The 21,248-nt window shown below is 43.6% G+C and carries 17 protein-coding genes; 9 read left to right on the forward strand and 8 right to left on the reverse strand.

Going from position 1 to position 21,248, the window contains the following annotated elements:
• The 7 genes from GVO63_RS05125 to GVO63_RS05155 form a co-directional block, all read left to right on the forward strand.
• The coding region (locus tag GVO63_RS05125) for a Fic family protein (RefSeq protein ID WP_201281878.1) at window positions 1-610 on the forward strand (610 nt) is incomplete at its 5' end.
• A gap of 28 nt (window positions 611-638) precedes the next feature.
• Window positions 639-2,249 carry an N-6 DNA methylase gene (locus GVO63_RS05130; protein ID WP_159578370.1) on the forward strand — a complete coding sequence of 537 codons (1,611 nt, stop codon included), beginning with the start codon at window positions 639-641 and terminating at the stop codon, window positions 2,247-2,249.
• A complete protein-coding gene (locus tag GVO63_RS05135; RefSeq protein ID WP_159578371.1) occupies window positions 2,249-3,745 on the forward strand; it encodes a restriction endonuclease subunit S in 1,497 nt (498 codons plus the stop codon). Before GVO63_RS05130 ends, GVO63_RS05135 begins: the two co-directional genes overlap by 1 nt.
• The gene (locus GVO63_RS05140; RefSeq protein ID WP_159578372.1) at window positions 3,745-5,502 is read left to right on the forward strand and encodes an AAA family ATPase; all 1,758 of its coding nucleotides are present in this window, start codon (window positions 3,745-3,747) and stop codon (window positions 5,500-5,502) included. Before GVO63_RS05135 ends, GVO63_RS05140 begins: the two co-directional genes overlap by 1 nt.
• Window positions 5,502-6,596, forward strand: a complete 1,095-nt coding sequence (locus GVO63_RS05145; protein WP_159578373.1) for a hypothetical protein — start codon at window positions 5,502-5,504, stop codon at window positions 6,594-6,596. Before GVO63_RS05140 ends, GVO63_RS05145 begins: the two co-directional genes overlap by 1 nt.
• A 44-nt stretch (window positions 6,597-6,640) precedes the next feature.
• Window positions 6,641-7,633, forward strand: a complete 993-nt coding sequence (locus GVO63_RS05150) for a hypothetical protein (protein ID WP_159578374.1) — start codon at window positions 6,641-6,643, stop codon at window positions 7,631-7,633.
• A gap of 138 nt (window positions 7,634-7,771) precedes the next feature.
• Window positions 7,772-9,367 carry a pentapeptide repeat-containing protein gene (locus tag GVO63_RS05155; RefSeq protein WP_159578375.1) on the forward strand — a complete coding sequence of 532 codons (1,596 nt, stop codon included), beginning with the start codon at window positions 7,772-7,774 and terminating at the stop codon, window positions 9,365-9,367.
• Between the two features lie 294 nt (window positions 9,368-9,661).
• Here GVO63_RS05155 and GVO63_RS05160 read toward each other — a convergent pair whose 3' ends face one another.
• From GVO63_RS05160 to GVO63_RS05175, 4 genes are all read right to left on the reverse strand, one after another.
• Window positions 9,662-10,519: an alpha/beta fold hydrolase gene (locus tag GVO63_RS05160; protein WP_159578376.1), complete on the reverse strand. Its 858-nt coding sequence runs from the start codon at window positions 10,517-10,519 to the stop codon at window positions 9,662-9,664.
• Window positions 10,520-10,679: 160 nt separating this feature from the next.
• Complete coding sequence (locus GVO63_RS05165; protein WP_159578377.1) at window positions 10,680-12,032, reverse strand: sensor histidine kinase; 1,353 nt, start codon at window positions 12,030-12,032, stop codon at window positions 10,680-10,682.
• A complete protein-coding gene (locus tag GVO63_RS05170; RefSeq protein WP_159578378.1) occupies window positions 12,032-13,558 on the reverse strand; it encodes a DUF3369 domain-containing protein in 1,527 nt (508 codons plus the stop codon). The genes GVO63_RS05165 and GVO63_RS05170 overlap by 1 nt, the downstream gene beginning before the upstream one ends.
• A gap of 244 nt (window positions 13,559-13,802) precedes the next feature.
• Window positions 13,803-15,305, reverse strand: a complete 1,503-nt coding sequence (locus GVO63_RS05175) for a catalase (protein ID WP_159578379.1) — start codon at window positions 15,303-15,305, stop codon at window positions 13,803-13,805.
• A gap of 231 nt (window positions 15,306-15,536) precedes the next feature.
• Here GVO63_RS05175 and GVO63_RS05180 point away from each other — a divergent pair, with 231 nt between their 5' ends.
• The gene (locus GVO63_RS05180; protein ID WP_159578380.1) at window positions 15,537-16,208 is read left to right on the forward strand and encodes a nitroreductase; all 672 of its coding nucleotides are present in this window, start codon (window positions 15,537-15,539) and stop codon (window positions 16,206-16,208) included.
• A gap of 161 nt (window positions 16,209-16,369) precedes the next feature.
• Here GVO63_RS05180 and GVO63_RS05185 read toward each other — a convergent pair whose 3' ends face one another.
• From GVO63_RS05185 to GVO63_RS05195, 3 genes are all read right to left on the reverse strand, one after another.
• Complete coding sequence (locus GVO63_RS05185; RefSeq protein WP_159578381.1) at window positions 16,370-17,476, reverse strand: NADH:flavin oxidoreductase/NADH oxidase; 1,107 nt, start codon at window positions 17,474-17,476, stop codon at window positions 16,370-16,372.
• Window positions 17,477-17,576: 100 nt separating this feature from the next.
• Window positions 17,577-18,731 carry an iron-containing alcohol dehydrogenase gene (locus GVO63_RS05190; protein ID WP_159578382.1) on the reverse strand — a complete coding sequence of 385 codons (1,155 nt, stop codon included), beginning with the start codon at window positions 18,729-18,731 and terminating at the stop codon, window positions 17,577-17,579.
• A 14-nt stretch (window positions 18,732-18,745) separates the two neighbouring features.
• Complete coding sequence (locus GVO63_RS05195) at window positions 18,746-19,612, reverse strand: type 1 glutamine amidotransferase domain-containing protein (RefSeq protein ID WP_159578383.1); 867 nt, start codon at window positions 19,610-19,612, stop codon at window positions 18,746-18,748.
• Between the two features lie 109 nt (window positions 19,613-19,721).
• On the opposite strand from GVO63_RS05195, the gene GVO63_RS05200 reads away from it, so the two are divergent.
• A complete protein-coding gene (locus GVO63_RS05200; RefSeq protein ID WP_159489259.1) occupies window positions 19,722-20,630 on the forward strand; it encodes a LysR family transcriptional regulator in 909 nt (302 codons plus the stop codon).
• 71 nt (window positions 20,631-20,701) lie between these two features.
• On the opposite strand, the gene GVO63_RS05205 is transcribed toward GVO63_RS05200, so the two are convergent.
• Window positions 20,702-21,106, reverse strand: a complete 405-nt coding sequence (locus GVO63_RS05205; RefSeq protein ID WP_159578384.1) for a phosphate ABC transporter substrate-binding protein — start codon at window positions 21,104-21,106, stop codon at window positions 20,702-20,704.
• Window positions 21,107-21,248 lie beyond the last annotated feature (142 nt).

Consider the following 21,248-nt stretch of genomic DNA (forward strand, 5'->3'; position numbering starts at 1 on the left):
AACAGCGCTAATGGATAACCTAGTGCAGTTTATTAATAACGATGAGTTATGCGATGCAGATCCGCTGGTAAAAATGGCTATCATCCACCATCAGTTTGAAAGCACTCACCCATTTTACGACGGCAATGGCCGCACAGGGCGGATCCTGAATATATTGTACCTGGTGATTAAAGACTTGCTTAACCTGCCGGTACTGTATTTAAGCCGTTTTATTATTCAGCACAAAGCAGATTACTATAATAATTTGCAGGCCGTGCGCGACACTGGAAACTGGGAACCGTGGATAGCCTTTATGCTTGATGGCGTTATCGACACAGCGCAAAACACCATCTCACTCATTAGCGAAATGAAAAGCCTTATGGCAGAAGTTAAGCACGGTATTCGTGAACAACTGCCGAAAATTTATAGCCAGGATTTACTCAATAACCTTTTTCATCACCCCTATACCAAAATCGATTTTATTATTGATGAGCTAGGGGTAACGCGAATAACCGCCACTAAATACTTAGAGCAGCTAGTAGAACACGGCTTTTTAACCAAACAAAAAATTGGCCGCGCCAACTACTACATTAATGAGCCGCTGTGCAAAGTACTAATAGCACACAGCTAAGAACCAAATAATCTATTAAGAGACAAATATGACCAATAACGACATCGTTCAAAAACTCTGGAACCTCTGCGACGTACTTCGCGACGACGGTATTAATTATTCAGATTACGTAACCGAACTCGTACTTCTGCTATTCATTAAAATGGTGCATGAGAACACTGAAGCAGGCGTATTAAAACGCCATCCTCTACCAGAAGGATGCCGTTGGACAGATATCAGCGAAAAGTCGGGTATTAACTTGCTAAACGACTACAAACGCATTCTATTAAGCCTATCAACAGGTAAAGATTCAGACGGCAATATTGTGCACGAGGACCCGCTTATCAGTGCGATCTACGCCGATGCACAAACCCGACTGCGTGAACCCCGCCATCTTGAACAAATGATCAAAACCCTCGACCAGATTGATTGGTTTAGCGCGCAAAAAGATGGGCTCGGTGATTTGTACGAAGGCTTGTTGGAAAAGAACGCGTCGGAAACGAAATCCGGGGCAGGGCAGTACTTTACCCCTCGTGCACTCATCAACTGTATGGTCCGATGCATTAAGCCGCAAATAGGCGAGGTGATTCAGGATCCTGCCGCAGGTACTGCTGGCTTCCTGGTTGCCGTAGACCAATATATGCGTGATCAAACAGACAACTATCTCGATCTTTCTGCCAAAGAAGCTGATTTCCAGAAAAACAAAGCTTTCGTTGGCGTGGAATTAGTGCCAAACACCCGACGCTTAGCATTAATGAATTGTTTACTGCACGGGATGGAAGGTGATGAAGATGGCGTAGTGCATCTAGGTAACGCTTTGGGGGATGCTGGAAAGGATTTAAAGCAAGCTGACATTATTCTGGCAAATCCGCCTTTCGGCACCAGTAAAGGTGGTGATGCATCGAATACCAGAGACGATCTCACTTACAAAACCACTAACAAGCAACTGGCGTTTTTACAGCATATTTATCGTAATTTAAAACCCGGTGGCCGAGCGGCCGTGGTGCTACCTGATAATGTACTGTTTGAAGCGGGCGTAGGTACTGAAGTACGCCGTGACCTAATGAATAAGTGCAATCTACATACTATTTTACGCCTGCCAACGGGTATTTTTTATGCCCAAGGCGTAAAAACCAATGTACTGTTTTTTACTAAAGGTTCAGCAAAAGACAAACATCAGGAAGAAAACTGCACTGAAAATGTGTGGGTATACGACCTGCGCACCAATATGCCAAGCTTTGGTAAACGCACGCCTTTTGGTAATTCCGATATTGGCTTTTCATCAGAAGAATTCGGAAAAGATCAACATCTAGGCGCTTTTGAAAAAGTATTTGGTGAATTATCTGATGGAACAAGCCAACGCAAAGAGGGCGAATACAGCTTTGGTGCACAGGAAATTGAAGTCGACAAAGAAGTCGTTGAGGAAAACCAAGGGATTGATGACCGTCTTGCGCATTCCCGCTGGCGCTGCTTTAGCCGTGAGTGGATACGCGAAACAAAAGGCGATTCTTTGGATATTTCCTGGCTCAAAGATAAAGACAGTGTGGATGCGGCTGATTTACCAGAGCCAGATGTATTAGCCCGGGGAGCCAAGGATGAACTGAAAGCAGTCCTGCGTGAATTGGATGAACTAATCAAGGCGTTGGAAGGAGCAATGTGATGGCTGAGGTTAATCTGCCACCTGAATGGTCTGTTTGTACATTTTCAGATTTGGTTTCTAGCTCATTTACTGGTTTAGTGCGCTCAGCCCGAGAACAAGGTGAAGAACGTACTTTTAAATATCTAAAAATGAACAACTTAGACAGCAAAGGAAACTTCATACTCGATGGTTTTACCAAAGTGGACGCTGAGCCAGTCGAGATAGAAAGATACTCCCTACAAATAGGAGACTTCATATTTAACACGAGGAACAGCGTTGAACTTGTCGGAAAGTGTGGTGTTTTTAACATCAAATCAGCACAGCCGATACTTTTTAACAACAATTTGTTGAAAGTTAAGTTTATTGAAGTTGAACCAAGGATTGTTGCGCACTGGCTAAATTCGCCAGTAGGAAAAAGAAATTTGCGAAACATAACATCTGCAACAACCAGTGTTGCAGCAATTTATCAAAAGCAATTATTTGGCTTAAAGTTACCGCTTTGTCCACTATCGGAACAAAAGGTGATTGCTGATAAACTCGATACTCTACTCGCGCAGGTGGAATCCACCAGAGCCCGCCTCGAACGCATTCCAGAAATCCTTAAAACCTTCCGCCAATCCGTCCTCGCCGCCGCCGTGAGTGGGAAGTTGACGGAGGAGTGGCGCTTGGAGCATCAAGCTCCTGAATCTATAAACTTCACAGAAGAAACTAAAAAAGAGAGACTTCAAAAAGGTATTAGAGAAGGGAAATTGGCTAAAGATGCAAATGTTCCATATGTACCATATGAAATTCCTGAAAGTTGGAACTGGGTGAGGCTTGGTCATTTGGCTCTTAAAATAACAGATGGAGCACACAACACCCCAAAAGTATTGGAAAGCGGCTTTCCATATTTAATGGCAAAGGATTTAACTGGCGGTCAATTGGATTTCTCGGAAAACCGTTTCGTATCAGAAGACGTTCACAGAGAACTATATAACAAGTGCCAACCTGAGGTCGGTGATCTATTAGTTGTTAATATTGGTGCAGGGACAGGAAACAATGTCTTGATTGACGTAGGTTTTGAATTTAGCTTCAAAAATATCGCCATTGTAAAGAGACCTAATTACATAGCACCTGGTTACATGCAATATTATTTTAAATCTGCAAAACAACGAATATTTCAAGATCAAGCTAAGGGTGGAGCGCAGCCATTCTTGAGTTTGACTATGCTTAATGACGTTCCTTTTGCACTTCCTCCGCAGTGTGAGCAAACCGAAATCGTCCGCCGAGTCGAAGAACTGTTTGCTTTCGCTGACCGCATCGAACAGAAGGCCAATGTCGCACTTGAAAGAGTGAATAACCTCACCCAGTCCATTTTAGCCAAAGCATTTCGCGGAGAACTTACTACAGACTGGCGAGCCGCCAACCCTGAGTTAATCAGCGGAGAAAACAGTGCTGAAGCTTTGCTAGCAAAGATTAAGGCAGCACGTGAAGCGCTAAAGCCGGTTAAAAAAAGTAGTGTAAGGAAAAAATCCTGATGCGTTTGCTGTCGCTAACTTTAGGTGGGCAGTACAAGGGATTGAAAGATCAGACCTTTAATTTTGAGGATGCCGATGACAATGTCATCGCATTTATTGGTTTAAATGGCTCTGGCAAATCCCAACTATTGGAGTTAATTGCAGAGTGTTTTGCCTATCTAGAACGTTTGCAGCGAACTGATTTTAAAAACAAAGGGCATTTAGGGTTCGACTTTTCGCTGGTTTATAGCATGAGCGGTTATGTAAATGCAGCACCTTCTGCTCATGCGGAAGTATTCGGTGAAAAACTCCGAGTTGCTGATGGGTTTACTGATCCCAAATTTTCGGTATCAGTCAATGGTGGTGACGTACAGCCAATCGATGTTGAGCAAGCCGACCAATCAATAAAAATAGGCTTAGAGCAATTACCTATGCCGCATGTTGTAGGATATTCCTCCGGCCTGAATGAAAACTTACAACGTCCGTTTTTGAAAAATGCGAACCAGCTGTTTAAGGCTCTGAAAGCTAGGGCTCGTTACCATAAAGAAAAACGGGCATTAGATCTGTCTTATGAGAAAAATCTAAATGATTCGGAATCAGCTTTTAATCAGTTTAGAAAGAACAAAATAGATCTTCTAAAAAGGTATCAACGAAATCACCCATATTTGTTTAATTTTGAGGTGGCTGACTACGTTGAGGATGAAATTGAATTACCGGAAACGGTTACTCAGTCCTCTAACTTGGTATATCTAGACTACGATAGTGCGCAGCTTGTCGTTGCTTTTATTGATTTTGAGTACCAGTCTTTTTTCACCCAAGATTTAGCGAAAAAAAATAGTCAATATAGGCTGCTTTACGCAACTCCAACTTTGTTATTACTCGAATTTGATTTTACTCAGCCTTATGTATCCGACGAAGTTGTAGAAAGTGTAAGCTCCTTCATTCGATTAGCGGGGGCCGAAAATGTAGAGTATCAGGGCAGAAAAACAACGTCAGAAGAATTTGAGTACTACGAATTAGATGCATTGAAGGGGACTATTAGCCTAGATCTCACTCAGCTAGCTGACGATAGCAGACTATCAACCCACGGCGTACTTAACCCATTCAGGCTTTTCGAGCGCTTATATAAGACTCAGCAGCTAGGTCTAAAAAATATTAGCGCGCATGACCGTAATCAACTGGATAGAAATTGCTTTTTGGGGACCGTTAAAAAGCCTCTTAAAGTAAAGTTACCATTAACAGCTAAGCGTCTGATATTAGAAGGGGATAATTTAACTTCAGTTGCTTTTGAGGAGTTATCAGATGGTGAGTCACAGTTACTCCAGATATTAGCAATATTAAAATTGTATTCTCAGGAAAATACGTTATTTTTGCTCGACGAGCCTGAAACGCATTTAAATCCTGCCTGGCGAACTTCTTTTCATAAGTACGTTTGTGATGCGTTAAATGCCGGTAACAAAGAAACTAAATCACAGGTTTTTCTCTCGACTCATTCTCCATTTATGGTCTCTTCTCTCAAGCGTCAAAATGTTTATCAATTCTGGAGAGAGGACAGCGGATTTATACAGATGAACATGGCGCAAAACGAGACTTACGGTGCATCATTTGATGTGCTAATAAAAGAACTATTTGGATTACGCTCGTTGATCTCTCAGAGCGTGATTGAAGAAATTCGTAAGCAGCTAGCGCGAGGTGAAGAACACGCTAAAGTTTGGATGGAAAATAATCTCGGATTGTCTGCGGAAAGAGCATATTTGATAAGGAAATTGACAAAGTAATGTTATTTCGTTTGGTAGATGGAACTCCTTGTTTCGAAGTATTTCGCTTACTCAACTTAGAACTATTGCATTTTCTTGAAGAGGCGATAGATAAAGAAGATTTTGGCCGTCAATTATTCACTGCTGGAGCTATCGGCGATGCCTGCTGGGCTAACGAAAATACTCTTGATAAGTTTCAAAAACTATTCGTAGATCTAAGTAATGCTGATGGTGACACTAAACAGCAGCTTTTTCTAGCAATGCAGAATAATCAGGATTTGGAGGTATTTTTTGGCAATCCTCAGAGAGGACTTTTAGATTTCTTGAATGGTGACTGTCGAAGTTCACTAAAAGAATTGAGCTCACACTTGTACAGTGCGACAAAAGACTTAGTTCCTGTAGTTGCTGCTGCCGGAGGAGTTAACATAAATTCTCATTTTTCTGATTATAGATCTTTAGCCAATAACGGAAACGTTTGCAAAGCTTGTGGTATGGAAAAACTGGCAGTGATTAGAGCCGGTATTACAGAACAAAGACAGTGGCGTTCGGACTACGATCATCAACTTTGTAAATCTAAATATCCGATATTCGCGGTTCATCCTAACAATCTCATTCCCTTATGTAGCGTTTGTAATCAGAACGCAAAAAGAGCAAAAGATCTTTTCAATAGTACCGATGGAAATACCCGTTTAGCCTTTTATCCATACACAGAAGAAGCGAGAGACTTTGTTGGTATTGAGATTAGTAATTTACTCGATCCTGAGCCAGCTTTCAGCGTTTTCTGGTCCACTGAGAATGAAACAGTTTTGGATAAGCTTAAAACATGGGATGAGGTTTACGAAATTAGGAATCGCGTTGAGGGGCAATTACGTGCGATAGAGGATATTATTGTAGATGAAATTAATCCGATTGATGAAGCTCACCTAATCAGAAGAATACAGGATGAGGCCAGGCCCATAGTTGAAGATACCCTAAAACGGAAGGAGTGGGTATTTTGGTATCAAAAATTATTTGCAGCGCTTGAGCTGGTTGACCTTGCACCTTTTGCTGCTAAATTAGGCTTTATTCAAGAGCAGGGAGCTAATGGTGGTGAGTTTATTTTAAGCGGCGGTTGATTGACTTCTTTTTTCATTATTTTTTAAACAAGGATGTAAATAGCTTGAGAGTTTATATAGCCAACTTTGGCGAAGAAAATTATGAATGGCCAGTATGTAAAGCCAAAGGTACTGTTGCAACGATGAACGATATCAAAGCACAGCCACTATGGGAGCAAGGGAAAAAAGAAGAATACATCCTTTCTCGAATGAAAAATGATAAGTCAGCCAGAGGACAAGCGCCAACAAGACAAACAGCATCACGTTGGTACAATCTCATGACTATTATTTCTGAGACAACTAATGACCTTTGGATTCACAGAGACGGCGACAAGCTATTCTGGACTATTTCAAAAAACGACCCACATTTCTTTGAAAATAAGAAAGAGCCCGTTGGCCGAAAAAGAGAAGTTGTTGTCTGTCATAAACCATGTGAACCATGGTCAGATCGCAGCAAATCGGGGCAACAGCTTCTATGGCACGGTCTTCATCCTAAAGCGAAAGATTTCTTATCAACCGAAGCTACACTCCAGCAACTGAAACCTGAAAATGCTGAATATGCTATCGCTTTAATCAATGGCGAAGATTTATCACCTTGGCATGAGCAGGAACTGTGGAAAAAGAAAAATGCCAATGCTTCAAAAGAATATAATCCAGTAACCTATGCGAACAGCGCCAGAAAAGCCGCTATGCGAATGGCTAGAATGGCGTTTACGACAGCGAAGCAATCTAAAGACCAAACAGTAGAAAGGACGGTTAAAAATAAGGATGTGAAGTTCCGCAATGAAATGGAACTTGAGGACTACATAACCGCTTTGATTGAAGCTCAGGAAGGCATGTGCGCGTTAACAGAGTTGCCACTGGAAATGGACGAGAAAGATGGCGATAAAGAGCTTGTATGTTCCCTAGACAGGATCGATAGCAACGGTCACTACGAGAAGGATAACCTTCAAGTAGTTTGCCGATTTATCAACCGCTGGAAAAGTGACTCTGACAATGAAGAGTTTAGGAGATTGCTAAAAATTTTGGGAACCAACTGTATTATTCAAAATAATTAAGTAGTTTTTCTATTTATAGCGTCGAATCGATAACACCAGATAAAAAATGCGGGTAAGAGTTGCGGGGGGAATAAGGTTTACTTAGAGTCAAACATCAGAAATGTTCCCAGCTGTCGAAATACATGGAGGTAATAGAAAATGACCTATAAGTGCAGTTACAACCATGGAAATGGCGAGACCTGCAAGCATCCAGCAGAAGAAAAAGCGCTTAATGAGGCAGAGCTGTGCCTATTCCATCAAACTATAAGGCAGGGCGATGCTCAAAAGCGTTTTTGGTGGAGATTGAAACGACTGGATTTAAAGGGAGATGGTGATTGGAGAGGCTTTAACTTCCCAATAACTAAAGAGCTGGAAAATGTGGTGTGTAAAACATCATTGAGATTACAAAATGCGAGCCTTTATGGAGTCAAAATAAAACAGGGCGTGTTTGAAGGCAATTTAGATATGACTGGTTGTGAAATTAGCAGCTTGGAACTACAAACCTGCAAATTCAAAGGCTCAGTTGATCTTAGCGGACTAGAGTTTAGCTTTTTTAAAGCTGCGTCTATTGAAGTAGAAGAAAGTTTTATCGCAAAAGAAGTAAAGTTTGATGGTGAGTTCTTTATTTCGGGAGCTTTAAAACAGTCAGCTAACTTCAACCGTTGTCACTTCTCTAGTAAGGCAACATTTATACAAACCAAAACCGTTTCACTATCCGCAAGCTCCGCAGTTAGTTTTACTGTAGCCGGTCCATCTGTAGTAATAACTCAGAAACCTGGACCTAAAGCTGATACTCGGACAAAGATTAAATACCAGTATAGAAACTATAAGTCATTTCTCAAAAGCCACATTCGGCACTATATTCGAACTTTCGTGGGATTTGTGAAAAAGCTTCTACGAAAGATAAGAACAAGTCTTCTAAGAGCGTTTAACCGTTATCGCGTTAGATTTCCGCACAGACGAGAACACGTAGTTCTGTATGTTCTTTTCAATAGCAGAGCAATGCTTGAAGAAATAAACTTTGCGGATCCTAAAAGAGTTATTTTCAATGGAGTAAGGCTTTCTGAAGCGAGTTTTCGAAATACTGACCTTCGCGGCGTTAATTTTATAGGGAATGATTGGCGGCAGAAAAAAATTAGGCGCAATGGATTGTTTGATGAACTAAGTTTTCACCAACAAAATGATTATTACAGCAGGCGCGAGATGCTGCCAGGGATCGAGAATACCTATCGAAATATAAGGTATTCACTTGAAGAGAATAAGGACTTTGGATTAGCGAATGATTTTTTCGTAGGGGAGATGGAAGCTAAGCGAAGGCAGCTAAAATGGTGGCGGCGTTGGTTACTGAGTGTGCCTGCTGCATATAAAATTTTTAGCAACTATGGGACCAGCCCTTTAAGAGTGTTTTTATGGTTGTCACTACTCACTTTTCTAAATGCTCATCACCTATGGGATTATTCAATTTACGCTAATGAGTCACTAATTGAGATAAATACTCCAGAAGTAGATATCAGCTCATCGTTGGACGGTTTTGAAACGCTAATGAATTCCATCAAGATTAACCTTGAAGGAATTAGAGGGGTACTAACATACTCGATACAGACTTTAACACTTCAAAAAGATAAGCTTGAAATTTTTGATAATCTACCGAAAAACTCCCCCGTTTATTTAATAAATACGCTATACGCAGTTATAGGCCCCATTATTATTGCCCTGTTTGCCGTATCAATCCGTACGCGGATAAAACGCAACTAATAGCAATATTTACAGCATTTAGATTGCGTGAAATATGGAAGTTTTTAACTAGGGGTAGTGCACCCATTTGTGCACTACCATCACATTTCGGCACCCAAAACGTAATGCTACGTATCACTATATAGCGTCGCTCTGACGGGAGTACCACTATATATTGCTATGTAACGTGATCAGACTATTTTCAAATCCTCTCACACCGACCAACTTCTCTCTCACCCTTGAGTGGCTTGACTTACAAGCGTTTCGGCTATTCCCCAGTAAAGATAGCTTTCAAGATACCGTTTAACAATTCAATCACTGAATTCCGATAAACTCAAAAATCGATCCCAACACCAGTTCGGCACTCTCAATTTGCGGGTAGTGACCAATATTCTCAAGTTCAACTACATTGGGTTTGGGAATGAGTTCTTTGTATCGAGCTGCCATATGTGCGCCTGAGATAGGATCGGCCATGCCGACCGTCAGTCGAAGAGGAACGGTTGTATTTTGAAGTGCACCTACCCAGCGTTCTCTGTATTGCTTACGTTGGTTCATATAATCCAGCAGTAAATGCATGTATCTGTGGCCGTTGTTCTCAACAATAAGCGCCCAAAAATCATCAATTTCTTGTTCTGAAGGCGGCGTGTTTGGCCCAAAAATATTCAGCATGCTTTTTCGAAGGGCATTTTTATTTAGAAAACGGATAAGTAAACCGCCAACAGGAGAAAGAAGGAGCTTTTGAATAGGCAGTGCTAAATGGGTTTCTGGGAACAAACCACCATTTAATAAATGCAGTGATTCAATATGAAATGACAGAGTATTTTCATTGTGTTGTGCCAATAGCTCTTGCGCTGCCGTATCGCCATAATCGTGAGATAGCACATGCGCTTTTTGAATGGCTAAATGCTTCATGACGGCACTTATCACCGCTACTTGCTCTTTGATTTGATACCTTTTCGGCGCTTTACTGCTAAACCCAAACCCCAGCATGTCTAGTGTAACGCAGTGAAAATGAAGGGTGAGATCAGGCCAAAGTTTAATCCAATCAAAGCTTGCGGTGGGATATCCGTGAATGAGTAAGAGAGTAGGGCCTTGGCCTTCAGTTCGAAAGAAAACGCGCTGCCCATCTATATCTAGAAACTGACCGCCCTCGCGCCAATGATTCAGCTGCATTTTTACTTACTCGTAGTATTTACTTTCGCTTAGCTTGACGTGCTAATGGGCTAACGTCTGTCGTAAAGGCGACATTTCTATAGGGACGAATTGCTATTAGTCACGTCAAACCTCAAACAACAGCGAAGGGGTAAACAAACGCAGTGTTACGAGCAAATACTCATTGCTCAATAGGAATACGTACGGCTACCGTAGTTCCTTCTCCAGGCGCTGATGAAAGACCAATATCGCCATTAAATTTTTGTCGAACCAGATTGTATAAAATGTGAAGACCCAGCCCAGTGCCGCCTTTATCCCTGGCTGTGGTATAAAAGGGTTCAAACACTTTTCGGTGAAACTCTTCGGCAATACCTTTGCCGTTGTCCCTTACGCTTATAACAATATTGTTGTCTTGTTTAGTACACGATACGGTAACTTTATTGCCATCGTTATTTACTGACGGTCCAAATGCATGACGTTGGGCGTTTGAAATTAAGTTAGTTAATATCTGGGCGATAACGCCAGGGCAAGTGGTAATGACTAAATCTGGTGTTACATCAATAAAGAGGTCAACTTGTTCTTTGCGAAGCATAGGCTTAAGGGGGTTACATACGCGAGGAATGTATTCATCCAACGCGATTTCTTCAATTTCTAGTGAGGTTTGGTCAGCAGAAGTGCGTTTAAAATCCTGTACCAAGTTCGCCGCGCGCATTAAGCTGTTCTCAGCTAAAATAAGGCCCTCAGAACAAATGGCTTCGAAGTCTTTAAAGCCTTGTTCTGTCAGTTCGCCCTCCTCAAAATCACGAAATATACTTTTAAGCTCTTCTTTACAGTTACTCACAGACGTTAATGCAATGCCCAGAGGCGTGTTAACCTCATGAGCAATACCCGCCACCAAATTACCCAGTGCCGCCATTTTTTCTGATTCGATAAGCCTTTCTTGTGCGGCCTCAAGTGCTGCGGTACGTTCTTTTACACGTTGTTCTAGCGTCTGATTAGCTTGTATGAGTTTTGCTTCATATAATGCGCGCTCATTAGCGCTCACCGCACGTCCGTAAAGGTCAGCCAGTGATGAGGCAAAAACTATTTCATCGGGTTCCCATGTGCGGGGCTCACCTTGATGCTCGCAGCAGATGATGCCGATCATCTTGCCCCGATGTCGAATAGGCACGTCTAGCATTGAGGCGATACCCAACGGCTTTAAATACACATCAGCAAACTCAAACGTAGCAACGTCTGTTACCGCATTGTGTGCAACAATACTTCGTTCACTGTCTAACGCTTCAAAGTAGTGGGGAAAGTCTTTGCGCGTAAGTACCAGGCTCTCGTGCTCAAGGTTGTTGGTTTTATCAATTAGCAAGGCGCATTTGACGAGGGTTTGCTCAGCATCGTAAAGCCATATGCCCGCCCGAGTGATTTTCAGGCCCTCACAGATAGAATTGATGATCAACCTTAACGCGGTTGCCAAGTCTCCTTTATCAATATCGGCACTTTGGCCAACGCGCAGCAATATAAGTTCTAACGACTCTTTCATTACTCTTCATCCGGTTCTAGCGCTCGAATTTCTTGGATCTTATCAAAGTGTTCCAACATGATTTGCGTTATGAGTGGATCAAATTGCTTGCCCGCGTTTTCACGCAAATAGTCTTTTACCTCTTCTTCACTCCAAGCGGGCTTGTAACAACGCTTCGATAAAAGAGCATCGACCACATCCACTATCGCCATAATGCGCCCCTCAAGAGGAATCGCGTCTCTCTCTAAGCCTAATGGGTATCCTTTTCCGTCCCAGCGTTCATGGTGTGATTTGGCGATGATAGCGCCCATTTTTGCGACAATACGGTCAGAGCCGGCCAGTAGGTCGTAACCTCGTTGCGCGTGGGTTTTCATTATTTCCCACTCATCAGGATCAAGCTTTCCTGGCTTATGCAAGATAGTTTCTGGAATACTAATTTTTCCCACGTCGTGAAGTGCTGCTGCATATCGAATGGTTTCGATAAACTCTTTACTCAAGTGCAGCTTTTCTGACAAGAACTCTGTCATAAGAATAACGCGCTTTACGTGGCCACCGGTTTCTTTGCTACGCATTTCAATTGCGTCGCTCAGCACCATGATGAGTTCTTTCTGGGTCTGCTGTATGTCCTCTTTTTGCGTGAGGTTTTGGAAAATAATGGCAACATTAGAAGCAAACATTTCAAGTGTTTTGCGCTGTAGAGCATCTAACGGACTGTTTAGCTTGACGTATAAAATATTATGTGTGGTTTCTCCCGTAGGGTAGTAACCAACAAAGAGATCGTCAGATTGATAATGGGCTTTACTGACAAGCACATGTTTGACTTTTTCCTCTATCGACTCGGGAATTTTTTTAGAAATACCTGGCTCGCACAATCCCACGAGGTCGCCACTTGCGCCTAACACCGTCATGGTGGTGTCACCATAAAGATCGGTGTGTTGGGTTGATAAATAGAGCACGGAGTTGTCTAAATTTAGTAGCGTGAGCGTTTGCTTTAATACAGCAGTGCCAAACTGAGACAAAGATTGACTCGCTAGCACAGAAGAGGATGATTTGAGAACATCCTCCATACCGCGCTTACCCTTTTCGATAGTTTGAATGTCGCGATAAGAGCGAATGGCGGTGTAGACGCATGACTTAAGCTTAAGGGAAGAGAGTTCGGTTTTAGCCTTGTAGTCGTTGATGTCGTATCGTCGGATAACTTCTTCTTCAGGTGCCTGACCAGGTTGCCCTGTTCGCAGTATGAGACGAGAAGTGTGGTTATCTAAATCGTTCCTTATGGCGTCAATAAGTAATAGACCCGCGTCGTCGGTTTCCATCACCACATCGACGAACGCTAAAGCAATATCTGGATGAGCGGTAAATAGCGCTAGGCCTTGCTCACCGCTATAAGCCGATAAAAACTCTACGCCCCGTTCTTCAAAACTGAATTTTCGCAGTGTAAGTTTAGTGACTTCGTGAACGCCTTCTTCATCGTCTATGATGGCTATTTTCCAAGGCGCTTTGCGCGCAGTAACAGGCTCTTTTTTTACTTTTTTAAATAGCGACATACTTTATTTAACAAAACGTAGATTGTCTTAAAAGTAAGCTACAATTCCTGATGCCGCAATTGAAGGGAAATTAAATTGTTCTAAAGTTTAATACGATTGAATCTTTACAGTAACCACAGTGGCATCAATCACTATTGATAAAACGGGCAATCAGGGGATAAAGGAAGGACCAACGAGGCTTGGTGGCCCTATCACTCGAAAAACAAGCGATAGGGGCAATTGTAGTGAAGGCTAGTTCAAAGGATTAACTGTCTTCAATAGGCGTATGTTCAGTAATAGGCACCGTATTCACATCTGTATCCAAACTTTCTACCGCATTTTTCACGCCTGCAGCATAATCGGGGTGCACTTTCTCTAATACTGCGTACCATCTTTCTTTCACACTGTCAGAGCACGGGCCCATAGCAGCCGCATAGTTCTTATATAGACGCGCCTTCTGGTCGTCTGAAAACATTTCGTAGAGTTTACGTGGCTGCACGTAATCGACATCAGATTCACTTTGATGGTATCGGTCAGCATCTCCGTCTATGCGCAGCGGTGGTTCCTTCAAGGAAAAATCCGCAACAGGCCCGTCATATTGATTCGGTTCGTAGTAAGCGTCAGGGTTACCAAAGTCGTTGGTAAAGAAACGCATAGCACCGTCTTTATGATAGTGATTCACTTTACTATTTTTGGGGGCATTAGCCGGAAGCGCCTCATAATGAGTACCTAGGCGATATCTGTGGGCATCTGCATAAGCAAACACGCGAGCTTGAAGCATCTTGTCTGGACTGAAACCAATTCCCGGTACAACGTTTGATGGGCTGAACGCGGCATTTTCAACCATTTGGAAATAGTTTTCTGGGTTTTTGTTCATTTCCAACACGCCCACTTCGATAAGAGGGTAATCGTCATGAGGCCACACTTTGGTTAAATCGAACGGGTTGTAGCTTTGCTGACCAGCTTCCTCTTCAGGCATTGCTTGAATATACATTTTCCATTTTGGATATTTGCCTTCATCAATGGCGTTATAGAGTTCTTCCTGATATTTTTCACGGGTACTGCCAATGATCTTTTCAGACGTTTCGTTGGTGTAATTTTTAATGCCTTGCTGAGTTTTAAAATGGAACTTCACCCAGTGACGTACACCGTCTTTGTTCCACATGCTAAACGTATGGCTTCCATAGCCATTCATATGCATTGGCGATACAGGTATGCCACGGTCTGACATTAAAATGGTCACTTGATGGACACTTTCCGGTTGGCCAGCCCAAAAGTCGAACATCGCTTCTGGTGAGCGAAGGTTTGTTTTAGGGTGTCGCTTTTGTGTTCGGATGAAATCTGGGAATTTATAGCCGTCTCGAATAAAGAACACTGGGGTGTTGTTGCCCACCATGTCCCAATTTCCTTGCTGAGTATAAAACTTTAAACTGAAACCCCTTACATCTCGTTCGGTATCGGCGGCACCAGATTCCCCCGCCACGGTAGACCATCGGCTTAGTACTTCGGTCTGTTTACCTATTTCTGAAAACATATCTGCGCAGGTGTAGTCAGTAATGTCGTGGGTAACGGTAAATGTGCCTTGCGCTCCCCAGCCTTTTGCGTGCACAACACGCTCCGGAATTCGTTCTCGGTTTTGGTGGGCTAATTTTTCAATGAGCTGATAATCTTGTAAGAGGGCAGGGCCGCGCTCCCCGGCGGTCTTGGTAGTTTCATTGCTTACTACAGGGGCACCTGCGGATGTGGTTAACTGCGGTTTTTTAGCCATTTGTAACTCCTTTCATTGCTTTTTTCAAAGCCAAACTTCCATAAACACCATGCGTGTCTGACTCATGACGTAAAATTGCTACGCGCTATTAGCAGAAAGGGTTTACAAACCTCTATATATATCTATAAAAACAAACAATCCTAATTTGAATGCAAGCCTATTGAAGAGCGTATCACGGATGTTTACTCTAATTTAACAATTCGACAGCTATTTAATGGGTTAAGGAAGTTCATGAATTTTGCAGAGTTTGCAGCATCAAGAAAAAGCGTTCGCGGATTTACTCAGCAGCCGGTTACAAAAGAGACGGTAGATGCGATTATCAATGCGGCCAAATGGGCGCCGTCTTCATACAACACTCAAACTTGGAAGATACATGCGGTAACGGGGGATGTATTAGATAAAATTCGCGAAGGGAACACGAAAAATACGCTGGAAGGTAAGCCTCATGTTCGTGATTTTCCGTACAAAGAGGATTACGAAGGCATTCACCGCCAACGCCAGATCGACGTTGCCATACAGCTTTTTGACGTGATGGGCATCAGTCGTGAGGACAAAGAAAAACGCATGGACTGGATGATGCGTGGTTTCCGCCAATTTGATGCCCCCGTTTCGCTGGTTTTAACCTACGATAAATCACTGGAGCCTGCGGGTATAACCCAATTCGGCTTGGGCTCTTTGGCCTACGGAATTGTTTTGGCAGCCTGGGATTTAGGGCTCGGTTGTGTCATTAACGGGCAGGGTATCATGCAGTCAGATGTCGTGCATAAATACGCAAACATTCCCGATGATGAAGCCATAATGATTTGTATTGCGTTAGGTTACCCAGACCCAGATTTTCCAGCAAACGATGTTCGCTCAACCAGAGCAGATAACGAAGAGTTTGTGACTTATCACGGGTTCTAATTCGCTTTGTCTTTGATTCAATTCCAGTTTAGACGTTTCGTTAGAAAGTGCGAGCGCACAAAGAATTGAGGGTGAGTCGTCTTGTTGCAAAAGAGAAAAATAAGCATAAGCAAGAGAGAGACAGTAAAGACATGTTACTTTACTGTCTTAATAAGCGCTATTTACCTTTCATCTGACGGTGCGTAACGCTCCAACCAGTGTGCGTAAGGTGCTGGCATAACCCAAGATGGTTTTTCAACACCTAGCTGTTTCGCTGCAAAATAAGTCCAGTGTGGGTTGGTTAGGTGCATTCTTCCCACCATGACCACATCCAACTGTTCGTTTTTTACAGTGTCGTTGGCAAGCTCGGGCGTATCGACACCCCAAGCGGTAGCTACGGGAATATCTGCTTCATCACGTACGCGCTTCGCGATAGGTGCTAAAAACGCCGGTCCCCAAGGAATGTTAGCATCGGGCGTGTTAAAGCCAACACTAACACTGACAAAATCAGCGCCAATTTCTTTAAACTGCTTTATCAGTTCAATCGACTCATTTAGCGTTTGTTCGTCGTCGCCATCGTATTCGATAACACCAAAGCGCACGGTAAGCGGCAAGTTTTCAGGCCACACTTCACGCACAGCGCTAAGTGTTTCAAGTAAGAATCGACCGCGGCCTTGTGCATCACCGCCGTACTCGTCTGTACGCTTGTTGGCGTGCTTTGAGAAGAAGCTTTGGGCCAAATAACCGTGGGCAAAATGAAGCTCTAGCCACTCATATCCAGCTTCAAGTGCACGCTTGGCGCCCTTAACGAAGTCAGCCTTAACACGTTCAATGTCGGCCTTGGTCATTTCCTTAGGCGTTACTGGCAGGTGTGCACCAAACGCTTCGGCAGACGGTCCAATAGGCTGCCAACCTTTGTCATCACTTGGCTGAATATGATCGTCACCTTCCCACGGGCGGTTAGCACTGGCTTTACGCCCCGCATGAGCAATTTGAATTCCAGCAACAGCGCCTTGGCTTTTAATGCGCTCGGCAATGTTTTTTAAGCCACTAACGTGTTCGTCTTTCCAAATACCTAGGCAATTTGGCGTAATGCGGCCTTCTGGGGAAACGGCAGTCGCTTCTACAATTACAAGACCTGCGCCACCACGGGCGAACGACTGGTAGTTTGCTTCATGCCACTGATTGGTAAAGCCGTCTTCTGCGGAATACTGGCACATCGGAGGCACGGCAATACGGTTGCGAAGCGTCACGTCTTTTAACGAAAATGGTTCAAACAGTGGAGTCATATTTTCTCGCTATTTAAAATGAGAGTAACAAGTACCCAGCCGTTGCGGGGTACTCTGTTGTTCAAAACGCATATGTGCTTTGCACCATATGCAAATGGGCTTACGCCGCTAAGGTCAAAATTTCGCGGGCTTTCGCAAGGTCTATGTCGCCATGTTCTCCCAGCGCGGTTAAGCCATTGCGTTCTAGGTTCTCGACAAGTCCATCAATGGCAGACTTTTCAATGCCATAATCAGACAAACGGGTTTTAACCTGCATAGTTTCGAAAAAGTCTTGGACAGCTTTAATGGTTAGGTCGATGGCCTTTTCTTTGTCATCTTCCTGAATGCCGAACACGCGCTCGCCTAGCTGCAGAATTTTTTCCTGCTTCTTGTCGCGCTGCACAAACATGAGCGATGGCAATACGATGGCTAGTGTTACCGCGTGGTCTAAACCATGCAGCGCGGTAAGTTCATGGCCAATCATGTGGGTGCCCCAGTCTTGTGGTACACCTTTACCAATTAAGCCGTTTAGCGCCATGGTTGCTGACCACATAACGTTCGCGCGCACATCGTAGTCTTCAGGTGTTGCCAGAGCTTTAGGCCCTTCTTGGATTAAGGTTTGCAAAATACCCTCTGCAAAACGGTCTTGAAGCGGCGCATTTACAGGGTAAGTTAAGTACTGCTCAATTACGTGAACGAATGCATCTACCACACCATTTGAAACTTGGCGCGGAGGCAATGAATACGTAAATTCTGGATCTAGCACCGCAAAAACAGGTTGTACCGTTTCAGAAGAAAACGCACGTTTTTGCGAGGTTTCTTTTCTGTTTACGACCGAGTTACCGTTACTTTCTGAACCTGTCGCAGGTAACGTAAGCACCGCACCAATGGGTAACGGGTTGTTAAACGCTGCGCCTTTAACAAGAATATCCCACGGGTCGCCGTCAAAATTAACTGCAGCCGCCACAAATTTCGCGCCATCAATAACACTTCCACCGCCTACAGCGAGAATGAAATTTACATCGTTTTCACGGGCCACATTCACCGCTTTCATCAGCGTTTCAAATTCTGGATTGGGTTCAACACCCTCAAACTCAATGACTTCAGCGCCTTCTAGCGCGGTATTTACCTTATCGTAAATGCCGTTTTTCTTAATCGAGCCGCCACCGTATAGGAAGAGGACTTTAGCCTGTTTCGGCAAGCGTGAGGACACTTCACTAAGCTGACCTTTGCCGAACAAAATTTCAGTTTGATTTTTAAATGTAAAATTAAGCATTGGGTTGTCTGTCCTTAATTAAATTTTGAATTTAACTGTGCTAAAAGCGTTTCAGCTAACAGCTCGTCAGAAAATGGGTTTTGGCCTGTGATCAGTTCACGGTCTTCCACCACGTTAGGCGCCCACATTTCTTTGTATTCCATTTTGCCACCCGCCTGCGCCATGGCATCTGCTGGGTAGTACAATAAAGTTGCATCATCTAAGGTGCTTTCAAAATATTCTTCTTCCGGTGTTGAGAAGATTGTCATTTTGTAGCCTTCATAAATCCAACCTTCAGATGTGGCCTGCTCACCGGATTTCAATGCCAATTCAAACGCCTCTGGGTTAGACTGCCCAGAAAGTAAGGCGATTGGGCCATGGCAGATCGCAGCAGTGGGTTTTCCTTCATTATGGAAGTGAGACAAAATTAGGCCTACTTGAGGGTTGTTAGCGAGGTCGATAAGCGGTGCGTGTCCACCTGGAACAAATACGCCCTCAAATTCATCAAGCCCTTGCGCGATGACTTCAGTTAGCGACAACGTGTCATTAATGCCCTCCAAAGACGCTACAAACGTTTGAATAGCTTGCATGTGCGCTTCGCCGCCATCAAAGTATTGTGGGATGACTGACTTTTTATCTACCGATGGTGCGTTTCCTTTCGGTGTTGCCAATACCAGTTTGTAACCGGCGTCCGTCAAGGCTTTAGCTGGTACGCCAAACTCATTAAGGTAGTAACCTGTAGGTGCTGTTTTACCATCGGCAAGCTGCATCATATTTTCGCTTGAAAGCAATACAAGCACTTCGCCTTTATTGGCTTGTAACGTTTGAGCGTCAGCAGCGTTGGCTGATTGTGAAAAACCAGCGATGAGCGCTAGTGATAGAATTGATGATGCTTTTTTCATGTGCTTTTCCTGTTGCCTCTGAAAGTGCGTGTATCTTAGAGAGGTTGGTTTAGATCGAGAAGTCAGATAAATTATGACAAGTCATCAAAAATCTGATGGGTAGAAGATTATGTCTTACCTAACACAGCTAAAAACTTTTGTAGAAGTCTATCGAAGCGGTAACATCACTCGCGCCGCAGCGCGGCTTCATATGTCTCAGCCCGCGGTCACGTCTCACATACAAGCAATGGAAAACATTGTTGGCAAAGAGTTGTTTGTGCGAAAAGCAAGAGGGGTGGAACCAACGCCAATTGCAGATGATTTAGCACTGCAGGTCGCTAGTCACATCGATACTTTAGAGCAGAAGGTGGCTTCAATTCGCAGTCGTGCATCTACCGATCACGGTACGTTGCACCTTGCAGGTCCCGCTGAATACTTAAGTTCAGTGGCAGGGCCTGCCCTTGCAAACCTGCTGCAAGCGGACAAGGTCAATCTGGTCATTCACACAGGAAATAAGAACAATACGTATGCGTTGCTAGAGAATGATGTCGCTGAGCTTGCCATTACAGCGTCTGAACCCACCGATGCGATGTACGAATACCAAAAATTAGACAAAGAGCGTTTGATTTTGGTGATGAACAGAGTGCAAGGAAGGCTGCTTGAGGGCAAAGAAATTACGGCATCGCTATTAAATCAGCACAAAATCGTTACCTACGATGAGCAACTACCCTTAATTCGCCGCTATTTTTCGGAAATGTTTAATGCGCCTTGTGAGTCACCGGTAGCAGCAGTATGCCCTGATATCCGTGCAATCAGCAATATTGTTAAGGCTGGCATCGGCTATTCCGTCTTGCCGGATTATCTATGCAAAGAAAGCATCGCAAAGGGGGAATTAATCCCGCTCGGTATGAAAGGGCCCGAGAATGAAATTTATCTTGTATGGAAGAAGGGGGCGCTCAGTAATCCAAGGGTCGACTTTGCTAAAGATGTGATCATGGCCTTTGCCAATATGAATCATTTAGCAAACTACCCAGATTAACCAAGTAGATAGAAAAGCGACGGCTGGAGTTGCGTCGCTTGTTTGTAGTCTTTCATCCTGAAGAGTGCAGCTTAAAACGTTCCGACTACCTTAACGTCACCGCTTACTTTACTCTCGTCGATAAACCCGATGGTATTCGGGTTTGTAGCGACAAGCTGTAGCATTTCTTCTTCTGTCGCTATCATCTCAGGAGGCGTGCCTCTACCTGTAAAAACGAGTTTCGACCAAAACGCAGAGTACTGAGACTCTGATTTTCCCAATACGCCATTATTAAATGCGTTTCTCGTATCATTGCCTTGTTCAAAGGTAAGCGGTATGGCTCGGCTGCCATCAGGAAATGCCTTCATCTTTCCAAGGTAGATTTTTTTTACCGTGTCGAAGTCTACGCCAGAGTTATTGTTCGCGTTTACAATGACTGCGGTCCCGGCATAAAGCGGTGCGGATAATAAAAAACACAGGGCTACGACTATTTTCATTAATGTTACCTTCATTCGATACTCGACAACGGATGCTGTGCCGCGGAGTCGTTGATAAACTAGGGCGGTGCGCCCGTACTAAGTATAACCGCAATTTATGATTTGTCGCACTCAGACAAAAGGTTAAATCAAAATAAGGAAT

Origin of the sequence: Alteromonas sp. KUL106, assembly GCF_009811415.1 — a bacterium.
Classification (GTDB): Bacteria; Pseudomonadota; Gammaproteobacteria; order Enterobacterales; family Alteromonadaceae; genus Alteromonas.

Bases quoted from the DNA above. Each gene is read 5' to 3' on its own strand.
- GVO63_RS05130 (WP_159578370.1), top strand. From the start codon at position 639: ATGACCAATAACGACATCGTTCAAAAACTCTGGAACCTCTGCGACGTA.
- GVO63_RS05135 (WP_159578371.1), top strand. From the start codon at position 2,249: ATGGCTGAGGTTAATCTGCCACCTGAATGGTCTGTTTGTACATTTTCA.
- GVO63_RS05140 (WP_159578372.1), top strand. From the start codon at position 3,745: ATGCGTTTGCTGTCGCTAACTTTAGGTGGGCAGTACAAGGGATTGAAA.
- GVO63_RS05145 (WP_159578373.1), top strand. From the start codon at position 5,502: ATGTTATTTCGTTTGGTAGATGGAACTCCTTGTTTCGAAGTATTTCGC.
- GVO63_RS05155 (WP_159578375.1), top strand. From the start codon at position 7,772: ATGACCTATAAGTGCAGTTACAACCATGGAAATGGCGAGACCTGCAAG.
- GVO63_RS05160 (WP_159578376.1), bottom strand. From the start codon at position 10,519: ATGCAGCTGAATCATTGGCGCGAGGGCGGTCAGTTTCTAGATATAGAT.
- GVO63_RS05165 (WP_159578377.1), bottom strand. From the start codon at position 12,032: ATGAAAGAGTCGTTAGAACTTATATTGCTGCGCGTTGGCCAAAGTGCC.
- GVO63_RS05170 (WP_159578378.1), bottom strand. From the start codon at position 13,558: ATGTCGCTATTTAAAAAAGTAAAAAAAGAGCCTGTTACTGCGCGCAAA.
- GVO63_RS05175 (WP_159578379.1), bottom strand. From the start codon at position 15,305: ATGGCTAAAAAACCGCAGTTAACCACATCCGCAGGTGCCCCTGTAGTA.
- GVO63_RS05180 (WP_159578380.1), top strand. From the start codon at position 15,537: ATGAATTTTGCAGAGTTTGCAGCATCAAGAAAAAGCGTTCGCGGATTT.
- GVO63_RS05185 (WP_159578381.1), bottom strand. From the start codon at position 17,476: ATGACTCCACTGTTTGAACCATTTTCGTTAAAAGACGTGACGCTTCGC.
- GVO63_RS05190 (WP_159578382.1), bottom strand. From the start codon at position 18,731: ATGCTTAATTTTACATTTAAAAATCAAACTGAAATTTTGTTCGGCAAA.
- GVO63_RS05195 (WP_159578383.1), bottom strand. From the start codon at position 19,612: ATGAAAAAAGCATCATCAATTCTATCACTAGCGCTCATCGCTGGTTTT.
- GVO63_RS05200 (WP_159489259.1), top strand. From the start codon at position 19,722: ATGTCTTACCTAACACAGCTAAAAACTTTTGTAGAAGTCTATCGAAGC.
- GVO63_RS05205 (WP_159578384.1), bottom strand. From the start codon at position 21,106: ATGAAAATAGTCGTAGCCCTGTGTTTTTTATTATCCGCACCGCTTTAT.